Consider the following 11684-nt stretch of genomic DNA (forward strand, 5'->3'; position numbering starts at 1 on the left):
AGTTCAGCGACCACGGACAGAAGCTTGGATTTCTGCAATCATCCTTATTCCTCGCGCGAGTCGCGCAGGAATAAGATCTTCGAATTACCCCACGATGGGTCTAGAAAGGAACCACTTTCTTCAACCCAGTCTTCTTTTTTTTCTTGCTCGAAGAACTTCCCTGATCCTTGGAACCCGAGCTTGAGGCCGCCTCACTCGACGATCCATTCTGAATTTCGTTCACTTGAGCTGGTGCCTGGGGCGGTGTAGCTCCGTTTGCAGCATTCGAATTGGAAGCCGAAGCGCCCTCGCTTGTCTTGCTTGAAGAAGGATCCTCACCAGCCTGGGCTCCTCCGGCTGCGTTTGGCGTCAGTTCGCCAATTCCCGTATCGGAGCCACTCCCACTGTTTGTCGAAGGTGCTGGAGCCGTAGATTCCTGGTTGGCGCTGGGAGCTGCCTGTGAACGCGGGATCGGATCGCTCTTTGTGGCATCGGAACCTGTTGTCTTCTCTAGAGTAAGTGTGCCATTGCGACTAGAGTCATTAATGCCAAGAGCGGCATTGTTAGCCTCATGAATGAGTTGCGGCGCACTCGTTTGCTGGGGTTCGATGAGTGTTGGTTCACCAACTTTGGCAGCGCGGGCAAGGTCATCGGGAGCCTTGTGAAAGGTCGACATCATAGTGCGGAAGCGTCCCAGTTCGGACCGGCTCTGTTCCTCCGCCTTGTATTGGGCAATGGCTTCGGGCGTTGGAGTAGGAACGGGCAGTCCTAATTCCTTCAAGCGCGACTTGGCCTCATCGGCCCGATCGCTCGTAGGGTATCGTTCAATAATCCGGGAGTACGCTTTCGCCGCATCCGCGTCGTATTGCTTGATTAAGCGTACTTTCGGAGCTTCGGGCAGCTTACTCGCTCTTAGCATTGCCGCCTCCGCCTCGTACGAGCGGCCGAGCATCATGAGAGCATCGTCAGCCTCGCTGTACAGCGGGTAAGTGTCCGCCAGGCTTTTCAGCCGCGCAACCGCCGCCGGATAAGATTCGCGCAGGAAGTAAAACCGTCCGATACGATATTGCCTTTCTGCCAGCACCTCCTGCACCTCGCGCAAACGTTGCTTGGCCTCGGCCACCAGTTTGCTGTCGGGAAACTGCTGCATAAGCTGGCGGTATTCGTCCTCCGCGCGCATCGCGTGCGTGTAATCGCGGTCGGGCTTCTCCATCTGCTTGTAGTGCATGTTGGCGATCTTCAGCTGCGCCTCAGCAGCTTCCGGCAGTTGCGGGAAGAAGGTGATGAAGTCCTTGTATTCGACCTCCGCCTGCTGATACGAGGCGGTCGTGCCCTCGGCATACCATGAGTCGCCAACCGCAAGCTTTGCGCGGGCAATGAATTCCGAATCGGGATAGGTATTGATCAGCGTTTGCAGGGTGATGCGGGCGACATCGTACTTACCCTTTTTCATCGCGTCCATCGCACGATCGAACAACACTTTGTCCGGCTGTTTGGAGTCGACATTCGCGATTGGGTTGTTGACCTTATTGTGGTGGCAGCCTGCTACCAGTACTACAAAAATCAAACCGACGATGAATTTCGTTATGCGACGAATCATGAATTCCTTGTCCAGACAGCTTTCTAAGCTCTTATTACTTCAGGTTGTTTCTTTTCCTGCACTGCGGTCTGCGCTGCTTTTAATAGATTGCGCGCATTGGCAGCGATGTCGTGCCCATCAAAGACGGCGCTGCCGGCAACCAGCAGTTCCGCACCGGCTCTCACTACATCACCCACTGTTTCCAGACTTACGCCACCGTCAACCTCGATGCGGAAATTCAGTCCGCGCTCCCGCCGAATTCTCGCCAGTTTTGCGATCTTGTGCAGCGCGCCGGGAATGAACTTCTGTCCTCCGAATCCGGGATTTACCGACATCACCAGAACGAGGTTCACCATATCGAGCACTTCCGAGAGTGTCTCGACCGGAGTCGCAGGATTAATCACAACACCAGGTTTGCACCCGTGCTGACGAATCAAATCCAAGGTCCGGTTCAGGTGAACGCAGGCCTCCTGGTGAACAGATATCCAGTTCGCGCCAGCCTCGGCAAACTCGGGAATAAAATTGTCCGCGTTCTCGATCATCAGGTGAACGTCAAAGACCACATCGGTCACCGGTCGCAGCCACTTCAAAATGGGAGGACCGATGGTGAGGTTGGGCACAAAATGCCCATCCATCACATCGAGATGAACGATAGTCGCGCCGCCCTTGATGGAGGCCAAAACGTTGTCGGCCAAATGGGCAAAATCGGCCGACAAAATCGAAGGTGCGAGTTCGATCAGAATAGGCGCTTCCCAATGTCACGAGACTCTCACAATTTTAGCAAGATAGGCAGACAAAACCCGGGGAAATTCGGGTCGCTTAAAGGAAGTCGCGGAATTAGGGTTTCAACCTTATGCCGCAGCGAGGTTTGCGACTCAATTACCGATATCGAGCTAGCCTTGCCTTTCCTGGGAGCAGGCTATCTGCTGCGGCTTCGACTTTTCGACGGTAAGACAGGCGGCGAAGGTCGCTTGAATCTTTAATGCCATGCAGAACCAGACGAATTTCGGGAAATGAAATGATTCCGTACCGCAGCTCCTTGGTACGAAATGCCGATTTTTAGGACTAAGCCGTATTAGCCGGGGATATCGCGCAAAACCAGGCGCATGTCCTCTGGGGTAACGTGGTCAGCTGGTCCTTGAGGCCATAGACTGCTGCGCATGGTCGCTTGGGGATCACTCTAATTCGAGGGTCGCTAGTCATTTCCCTCAAAACTAGCCGAGTTGCTGTATGCCAGCAGTCTTGAGGTTTGCACGACTTATGGTTCCGACGGTGTTTTCAGCAATCTCTGGAGCGCTTCATATTGGTCGCTGGCGATGAAATCCACTCCCGCCTTCTTCGCCGCTCGCCAACGCTCTTGCGCCGCTGACAAGGAACCGAAATTGTAGCTGCGGAACCAGCCGTGGCAGCTTAGTTCCTCGTTGCTGGCTCCATCGAGTGTGTAAAAACGAATCCAGAGTCCGCTCGCATGCGCGTGTTCGACCAAACTGCGCAAGCGCAGTTCATCCTCGCGCGTCCAGTCTCCCGCCTGTGCTTGCCCTCCGCGCTCCACGACCGCCCAACTATTGTTCCACCATCGGCGATAGTTCGATGCGGCTCCAGGCTCCAGGATCTCAGGCGCAGCCATCGGATCACTAGTATTTGTGTGAACCGCGCCGAAGACCAGCAATCGCTGACCAACGGGCACGTCGCGGTAGAAAACCGTCGCCTGCTTGTCGGACTCGCCTGTGAGCACCAGCAGTGGTTTCACATCGAGCGATTCAACTTTTCGTTCGTCAGAGGACTTCGTCGCCGTAGTCAGCCAATTCCGATATTTGTCCAGTAGATTCCAGACTGCTCTCAGATGCTCTGGCTCCTCAGTTTTGAAATCGAGATTGAGTGTGATCACCGGCCAGTCACCCTGATTACCATGGCGAAGGACATCTTCGATCACAGGGCGAATGCGTTCGAAGAAGTACTGCTCCAATGTGGGCTCGTGGCCTGAGACTGGAGGGCCATGAGCAACGACTGACCACGAGCGACCAGTCCGCCGATCGGTGTACCAGAGCGGATCTTGCTCGATGGCAAGCGGTACCCCCGCCGATAGTGCACGATCGATGCGATCGGTCCACCACTCGAAATATGGATAGCAGTTGTGGGCGTCCACGAGGGTGCGAGCGCCAGGTTCAAATGGGGAATGTTGGGCAAAGGCTGAGAGGGCGCAGGTTACAGAGAAACAGAGGGCGAGCGCTGGCTTCAGGCCAGGGACAGTTTTGTGCATGGGTCACAAGACTACACGTGGACTCATAAGAAGTAAGTAATTGGGCTCAATTGCAAGCGCCGAATATTGAGTAACCAGTTTAGAGCGACTGTTTATGGAACTGCAGCCTGAGGGAACTACCGTTCGCTCTGCGCAGAGGCGCTGTCGAAGAGTAATTCCAGGCTGTCCGGACCAGGATGGTAGAGGACGAATCGGTTTCCCTGATCGCCGAACGCGCGAAATAAAAGTTCGCCACGGCCGTTTCCCCGAGCATCGATGGCGTCGATGATTTCGAGTCGGGGATAGACGTCGAGATGGTGATCATCAGTGACTTGCGTGAATATCTTGCGCAGGCTCTCATCAATTTCCTCCCATGCGGCAACCGTGATGTACTTCTTTATCCCGTCAACCATTGCCGCTGCAGAGTAAGCAAGAATGGGAGCATTGTTGCCATTGATGTCGAAGACACCGAACTTCGCGTCTTGTAACGCCAGAGGTGGCGACGAAGCTTGGGGCGCGGACCGCGGCCTCCTGCCAGTCGCCACTTTAGTCTCGGGAGATTTGGAAGCTTTCCGTTGTTTGTCGAGCTCAGCTCTGGCCAACTTTTCCATGGCAGCCCGCAATTGATCCGTTTCTCCAGGCTTGGCTCGAAAAACGAATGGACGCGCTTCAGGTCCTCCAGCATCAGAGACCGCCACGGCCATATGCATTGCTGGGGGAACAAATTCTTTCGCAGGCGTTGCTGCTGACTTCGCTTTTCTCTCTTCCGCTGTCTGACGTCGCAGAGTTGGTCTTTCCGGATCGCGATCTATGTTGTTCAGAACCGCGTCTGTTTGCTCTTTCGGCGCAGGTGGAGGCGCCGGACCACGGCGCAATTTTGGTCGATCATCGTCCGTTTCCGTCGTAGCTGAAGGAGCCAGCGGGGCGCTCTTCGCGACCTGAGTTTGCTTCTCTTTTTTGGCATCGAAATGACCAAGTCCGTACCAAATTCCTTTATCCTGTCGTGCTCCGCCGACAGTGAAGGTGCCGACCGGATCTCCATTCTTGAGGATGTCGTAGATCACACCCGCATCAACTGCCAACGGCTCGGGTTGGGCCTGATAGAGTTCGGCATCGTAGAATCGGCCTTCCACGAGAATTGCAACCGGCGTAAGTACAGAGGTGCTGGACTCCGGAGTCGAACTATCTCCGTTCCAGGTCACGACTGCAAGTGCTCGTGGCCCGCTGTTCTTTTTGCGCTGGGCGCGTATCGAGAGCGGATTGATCGCCAGCGCGGCGACGAGTGCGGCTCCCACCATGAATCGTCGGCTGCTATATAAATGAGCAAATAAACTTTGCGAGGAAAAATCCTTCATGGAAATTGGCGATAAGGTACCTGACATCAGTGGCCCAAATGAAAATGGCGAGCCGGTGAGCCTGAAAAATCTTCGCGGCAAGCCGGTTGTCCTCTTTTTCTTTCCAAAAGCTGACACACCGGGCTGAACCATTGAGGCCTGTGGCTTCCGCGATCAATTCGAGAAGCTGCAACGCGCCGGCGCGGTCGTGCTGGGCATCTCCAAAGACTCACCCAAAGCCCTCAAGAAGTTCAAAGACAAATATAGCCTTCCCTACTCCATGTTGGGCGACGAAGACAAGAAGCTCTGCGAAGCATTCGGAGTCCTCAAAGAAAAAAATATGTATGGCAGGACGACGACCGGAATCGAACGCACCTCGTTTCTGATCGACAAAGAGGGTCGAGTGGCAAAAATCTTCCCTAAGGTCAAGCCTGAGGGACACGCGGAAGAGGTGCTGGCCGCGATGAAGGAGCACTCGAAGTTGTAGATCCGAGAAGCAGCATGGTAGAGCAGCAGCATGCTGCATCTCTACCAGTACAATGGAGACACGCCTCCATGTCCCAGGCCCTGCTCCAGCGGCTCACGCACAAGCACCAGAGTCTAGGCAACTTTCGGTATTACGACATACTGGTACACATCTTCGTCGTAGTGCTGCTGATCTCCAACCTCGTCGGGTCGAAGATCTGCGCGATTGGACCGTTCCGGATCTCTGGCGCACAGCTGCTTTTCCCAATCACTTACATCTTTGGGGATGTCTTCACCGAAGTCTATGGATACTCGGGTTCGAGGCGCGCAATCTGGATCGGCTTTTTTGCTTCTGGACTCATGGCTTTCATGGGCTTCGTTACTGTTCACATCCCGCCAGCGCCGGATTGGCCAAACCAGCATGCCTTCGAAATCATCTTCAACTTCGTTCCGCGGATGGTGGCAGCAAGCCTAATCGCTTTCTGGTGCGGTGAGTTCGCGAACTCCTACACGCTGGCACGAATGAAGCTGCTCACAGAAGGACGCTGGCTGTGGACGCGAACTGTGGGATCTACGGTGGTGGGGCAAGCTGTGGACACCACTATCGTCATGTTTCTCGCATTCGGCGGCACTCTGAATCCGAAATTGATCTTGAACCTGATCGGCTCAGGATATCTTGGCAAAGTGCTCTATGAGGTTCTGGCGACACCGTTGACGTACTTGGTTGTTAACTTTCTTAAGCGGACTGAAGGTGTGGACGTGTACGACACACACACGGACTTTAATCCTTTCTCAAAGGAAAAGCCGGGAGAGACGGAGATCGCCACGCCATTAAAAGCCGAGTCAGTGGCGGCTGTGGGAAGCAAGTAGCAGTAAGGCCAGTTATCTCAGTTCGGGTTTGGGAAGCGGACTGTCGCTGCGAGTGATGGTTCCATCGCTGTTGACCTTCATCACCATCAGCACTTTGTCGTCAGCCTGGATGCCGTGGCACCACTGATTTACTTCCGTCAGCACGGCCTCGACGATTCCCTGAGCAGTGTTACCGCGATTCTTTAACACAGAAGCGGCCAGCTTCTCCGATCCGAACTCTTCGTCATTCTGGTTGCAAGCCTCCAGAATCCCATCTGTGCAGCAGACTAGGATGTCGCCTGCCTTTAGTTGTGCAGTGCCGCGAGTGTAATCCGTTTTTGGGAATAGACCGATTACTGTCCCGCCGTCTTCCAGAAGCGTGCAGGTCCCCGTCTCCCCGTCCACAAGAATCGGGGGCACATGGCCGGCATTGATGTAATGAAGCCCATTGCGCCGCGTGTCCACCAGGCCAAGGAAGCAGCTCAGGTACTTCTCTGACTTGGTGTCGTTGTAGATCATCTCGTTCAACGACAAAGCCAGGACTTCCAACGAATGCAGATGCATCACCAGCGCCCGCAGAGTCGCCTGCAAGTTCGACATCACCAGTGCCGAAGAAACGCCCTTGCCTTCAACGTCGGCAACCACCAGCAAGAGCGACTGCGGACCGAGATGAAGGAAGTCGTAATAGTCTCCGCCGCACTCGAAGCAAGGCTCGTTCGCCACCGCTAAGTCAAAGCCCGGAACGACTGGGGGTTGGTCCGGTAACAGGCTCCGCTGAATACCGCGCGCCAGCGCCAGCTCCTTTTCCATGCGCTGCTTCTCGAGAGACTCGCGGTGAAGGCGCGCATTCTCCAGCGCCATGGCCATATGGCCCGAGAGCTTGGAGAGAAAATCTTCATCTTCGGCTGTGAAGTGATTCCCGGTTGTCTTATTAAGGAGCTGGATAACTCCGACTACCTCGCCCGTGTAGTGTCGAATTGGCATTCCCAGAAGAGAACGCGTCCGATAATTAAAGCGCTGATCGAAGCTTGGCTCAAATGCTGGATGCGCGTAGGCGTCCTCTACATTAACCGTCTCTGCCGTTTCGGCAACATGCCCGGCAATACCTTTGCCCCATGGCATGCGAATCTCCTGGTGATCAAGACCGAAAGCCACAATCGACCACAGCTCTTTCTGTTTGGCGTCAACCAGAAAGACACTGCCGCGATCGGCCTTCACTTCCTGCCGCGCAATCTTGAGGATTAATTCAAGCAGTTCAGCGAGATCGAGCGTCGAGTTAAGGAGGCGGGTTGCTTCAAATAACAGTGAGAGCTGTGTGATCTGCTTCTGCTGCTGTTGTGCCGCGAATACGTCGGGGACTTTGATATTGCACATCTCCAAGTAAGTCCGCCACAACGAAAGTAGCGCCGGAGAGGCGCTTGCTTCCGTATAAACGGCAAGCGCTCCCAGCAGCGTGCTGCCACCAGCGAGTAAGGGGTAGCAGGAGATGTAATGAAAGCCATTTGTTCGCGCAAATTCCTGATCTTCTGCGCTGAACGAGGCGAGGTTAGCGTTCTCGATCGCTCTGCGCGCCTCAGCGACCTTACCGAGCGCACCCTCTCCGGACGGCACATAATCAAGCCGTCGCTGAGCAGCCTTGCCGGCGGAATGCACGAGATACAGCGAGTTCGAGGTCTCGTCCCAGAGCCACAGTTCGCCACGTTCGCCCTGGAACTCCGATACGAGAAACTCAGGAATACGCTGGAGGATTTCGTCATTTGGAAAAGTGGAGAAAGATGTGACCACTCCAGCCAGAGAATCGAGAATATCCTGGCGCTCTAATTTGGCTTTTTCAGTCGCCACAGCAGAGGATTCCACGAGTACCGCTACCTTTGGCGCAGGGAAAAGCGCCGAGGAACTAGCAAAATTGTCGATTTTGCTCCCCAACTATATGCGGGCTTTTGGACTTTGTAAATCCAATGGTCCGTGGTGATTCGTACTAAATTAATGTTTCACGCCGGGTATACTGCAACTTTTGCAGGCTGTGTGCAATTCAGGAGATCCCGCCAAGATCTGCCCTCTGATGATGCTTCACGATCGCCTCGTTGATTTGCAAGGCTAAGGCCAATGCCGCACGGCCCTCATTGAGAGAAATCTGAGGGACGCTCCGGCTGCGCACAGCGCTGAGAAATGCCCCGATCTCGGTTCGCAGCGGTTCTCCTGCTTCCACCTTCGGTTTGTTGATAGCGATTCCCGGAGCTGGTCCGATGCGGGTTGGAGATACTTCACCTCGCAGCAATGCAGCCGCAGCCTTCTCATCTACACGAATGCTGATCACGTCCTGCCGTCCGTAATCAATCGAGATGTACTCGTGGGGCTGGAAAAAGCGAAGCTTACGGACCTTCTCAGTGCTCACGCGGCTTGCAGTGAAATTGGCGACACAGCCGCTCTGGAATTCGACTCGCACATTTGCGATATCTACTTTGTCGCTGATTACCGGCAGGCCAACAGCACGAATCTCGCGAACAGGCGATTTCACCAGCGATAGCACTATGTCGAGATCGTGGATCATCAGATCCATGATGACGTCAACGTCCAGCGAACGCGGAGTAAAGACGCTTAGCCGGTGCACTTCGAAGAACATGGGCTTCGTGACCAGTTCGACAGTGGCCATCACAGCCGGATTGAATCGCTCCAAGTGACCTACCTGTGCGATTCGGCCTGTTTTCGAAGCGATATCGATCAGTTCATCAGCTTCCGCCAACGTCGAGGCCACTGGTTTTTCGATGAGCACATCGGCGCCGCTCTGCATGAGTTCTCGCGCGACGCTCAGATGATGACTGGTAGGAACCGCAACGGAGGCGGCTTCAATCTTTCCGCGCAGGTCACCGATTGAAGCGATGGACTGTGTACCGAATTCGGCTGCAATGCTTTGGGCCCGCTGGGGATTGTTGTCCACAACTCCAACGAAATCGATCCCTGCACTTTCCTGCTGCAGTTGCCGGTAAACACGTGCGTGGTTGCGACCGAAGGCACCGCACCCGACAACCGCAACGCGAACGACGGCGGCACTCATTCAAAGAACCGGAACTTCAGGATGTGCCACACTGCGGCCACGCCATCGCGCCACGTAATCTTTTTGCCTTCCTCGTAAGTGCGGCCGTGATAGCGGATCGGAACTTCATAGATGCGGCAGCCCAGACGGGCGACTTTGATCGTGAACTCCGGTTCGAAACCAAAACGGTTGCTGCGGAACTGCAGTGCGTCAAGCACCTCGCGGCGAAAGACTTTGTATCCGACCTCCATGTCGGTGAGGTTCAGGTTGGTAAGCATGTTGCAGAAAAATGTCAAACCTTGATTGCTCACGTAGTGCCAGAAATAAAGGACGCGATGGGAGCCTCCGTGGAAGCGATTGCCGAAAACCACGTCAGCAAAGCCTTCAAGGATGGGCTCCAGCAGCCGTGAATAATCGCGTGGATCATATTCAAGGTCGGCGTCCTGAATCAGAAGCACGTCGCCAGAGGCATACTTAAACCCTGTACGCAGGGCAGCCCCTTTGCCCTGATTATGATCATGCAGCACGAGTTTGATTTGCGCGCCAAAAGTCTCCTGCACTCGGTGTACTAATTCGGGAAGGATCTCACGCGTGCCATCTCGCGAAAAGTCGTCCACAATCACGAGTTCAAGTTCCAAGGGAGAAGCCGCCTGAAGAACTCTCTCTAGCGTAGTGGCCACGGTTGCCCTCTCGTTGTAGACCGGAAGAATAATCGATAACCGCCGTAGTGTTTTGTTGACGTCAACAGCGAAGCGTCGGGAAGTCACGAGTTTCATGAAGGTGTGTTCGTCGCGATTTCGTGCGCTGTCTGTTTCTTTGCTGTGGGTTGCGTATAAAGGAACAGCCCTACCATCAGGACCAACATCTCTGGTTCGATTGGAGCACGATATCGCGGGTGAGGAAAAGTAACGTAATAGATGAGGGGCGCGGCAAAGAGCAGAGATCCAAATAAAAATGTCGCGGGATGTCGAGAGCGCCACATCGCGCAGAGCGCAGCGAACGCCAGAATCGACGAGAGCAAGAATGCGATATTCCTTCCTAACGTGAGCACTTCAAATCCGCTATCGCGCGGCGTGCCATACCAGTAGAAGATCGCGCGTTTTAAGCAGAGTTTGGCAAAGAGCAGTGGCTGAGACCGAATGAAATCGAACGCTTCCCGCTTCTTCACCTGGACATAAGCGATCTCTCCCATCTCCTGGTATTTCCTGCGCTCAAGGACGTTGCTGCTGGGATGCACCCAGAATCGCCATAGGCCGACGGCATTGTCTCCATTTCCCATGCGCAACTCAGCGCCAAAGTTGCTGCGGAGGGGAATGAAGCGATGGAAGACGATATAGTTTCGAATCACCCAGGGACTGAGCAGGACAAGGAATACACATCCCGCAGCAATAGCAGACCAAAATGCCCTCTTGCCGGCGTGGAACCGTAATTGTGTGATCAGCAGCCACACCCCGCAGAAGGGAAGCCACAACAGGAGCGCCGGATTCGTTAACGCGATTAGGCCCCATAACACTCCGAACAGCAGCCATTCCGAGGTTCGCGTTCGCGGGGAAAATTTGACGGCAAAGGCAGGCGCTCTCGCCTGAGTCGGGCCAGACAAGGTCTCCGGTGTAGAGTTCATCCACTGCACACCTGCCATTCGCAACCCTAACAAGAAGAGACAGGCCAACAAAAACGTGGCGAGGCTCGTCTCCCATGCCCACTTGATTGCCCAGTACCAAGCATAGGGGAACAGCGCGGCTAGCCATCCCGACCACATTGCCGCGCGATGACCGAATGTTCGTCGTGCGATGTAGAAAACCGGAATAATGGTGAGCGCGGAAAAGATGGAATTGATGGAGAGAATCACGATCGCCGATCTGACCGTATAAATCCCGAAAACTTTGAACACGCCGGCCAGCAGATACGGATAGATCGGAGCCAACCACGCTGTGGGTCCTGTACCGTCCTGGAACGGTGAACTGAAACCCTGGCCCAATGCAACGGAGCGAGCAATGCGGCCTGTCTCCCACCCAAATCCAAAACTTCCCTCCAGTTTGGAAATTCGATAGGTGTGACCGATAAAGATCGCAAGCTCGCGAGCGACGAGTCCCACCCACACCATGGTGGACCATCGTTGCCAGCGAGAATGAGAGAAAACCGGGGAAGCCCGCCGCAGACTGTTCTTCTGTTGAGTGTAAGAAATCGAACTGTTCCTTGCGGCTT

The 11684-nt window shown here is 54.6% G+C and carries 10 protein-coding genes; 2 read left to right on the forward strand and 8 right to left on the reverse strand.

Annotated features, from left to right (window positions below):
- Positions 1–100 precede the first annotated feature (100 nt).
- The 4 genes from DMG62_01290 to DMG62_01305 all read right to left on the reverse strand — a co-directional run bounded on the left by DMG62_01290 (position 101) and on the right by DMG62_01305 (position 5095).
- Positions 101–1579 (reverse strand): outer membrane protein assembly factor BamD, encoded by a 1479-nt coding sequence (locus DMG62_01290; GenBank protein ID PYY24759.1) that lies wholly within the window; start codon positions 1577–1579, stop codon positions 101–103.
- A gap of 23 nt (positions 1580–1602) precedes the next feature.
- Entirely contained in the window at positions 1603–2298 is a 696-nt protein-coding gene (locus tag DMG62_01295) for a ribulose-phosphate 3-epimerase (protein PYY24760.1), read from the reverse strand.
- Between the two features lie 518 nt (positions 2299–2816).
- Entirely contained in the window at positions 2817–3704 is an 888-nt protein-coding gene (locus tag DMG62_01300) for a hypothetical protein (protein PYY24842.1), read from the reverse strand.
- Between the two features lie 230 nt (positions 3705–3934).
- On the reverse strand, positions 3935–5095 hold the full coding sequence (locus DMG62_01305; GenBank protein ID PYY24761.1) for a hypothetical protein: 1161 nt from the start codon (positions 5093–5095) through the stop codon (positions 3935–3937).
- A gap of 55 nt (positions 5096–5150) precedes the next feature.
- Here DMG62_01305 and DMG62_01310 point away from each other — a divergent pair, with 55 nt between their 5' ends.
- Together DMG62_01310 and DMG62_01315 are read left to right on the forward strand one after the other, a co-directional pair.
- The gene (locus DMG62_01310) at positions 5151–5618 is read left to right on the forward strand and encodes a thioredoxin-dependent thiol peroxidase (GenBank protein ID PYY24762.1); all 468 of its coding nucleotides are present in this window, start codon (positions 5151–5153) and stop codon (positions 5616–5618) included.
- A 68-nt stretch (positions 5619–5686) separates the two neighbouring features.
- Complete coding sequence (locus DMG62_01315) at positions 5687–6466, forward strand: transporter (GenBank protein ID PYY24763.1); 780 nt, start codon at positions 5687–5689, stop codon at positions 6464–6466.
- A 12-nt stretch (positions 6467–6478) separates the two neighbouring features.
- Here DMG62_01315 and DMG62_01320 read toward each other — a convergent pair whose 3' ends face one another.
- The 4 genes from DMG62_01320 to DMG62_01335 all read right to left on the reverse strand — a co-directional run bounded on the left by DMG62_01320 (position 6479) and on the right by DMG62_01335 (position 11583).
- Entirely contained in the window at positions 6479–8371 is a 1893-nt protein-coding gene (locus DMG62_01320) for a hypothetical protein (protein ID PYY24764.1), read from the reverse strand.
- Positions 8372–8477: 106 nt separating this feature from the next.
- Positions 8478–9500 (reverse strand): gfo/Idh/MocA family oxidoreductase, encoded by a 1023-nt coding sequence (locus tag DMG62_01325; protein PYY24765.1) that lies wholly within the window; start codon positions 9498–9500, stop codon positions 8478–8480.
- Positions 9497–10255, reverse strand: a complete 759-nt coding sequence (locus tag DMG62_01330) for a glycosyl transferase (GenBank protein PYY24766.1) — start codon at positions 10253–10255, stop codon at positions 9497–9499. Before DMG62_01330 ends, DMG62_01325 begins: the two co-directional genes overlap by 4 nt.
- On the reverse strand, positions 10252–11583 hold the full coding sequence (locus tag DMG62_01335) for a hypothetical protein (protein PYY24767.1): 1332 nt from the start codon (positions 11581–11583) through the stop codon (positions 10252–10254). Before DMG62_01335 ends, DMG62_01330 begins: the two co-directional genes overlap by 4 nt.
- Between the last annotated feature and the right edge of the window lie 101 nt (positions 11584–11684).

The sequence above is a fragment of the Acidobacteriota bacterium genome (assembly GCA_003225175.1).
GTDB lineage: Bacteria > Acidobacteriota > Terriglobia > Terriglobales > Acidobacteriaceae > Gp1-AA112.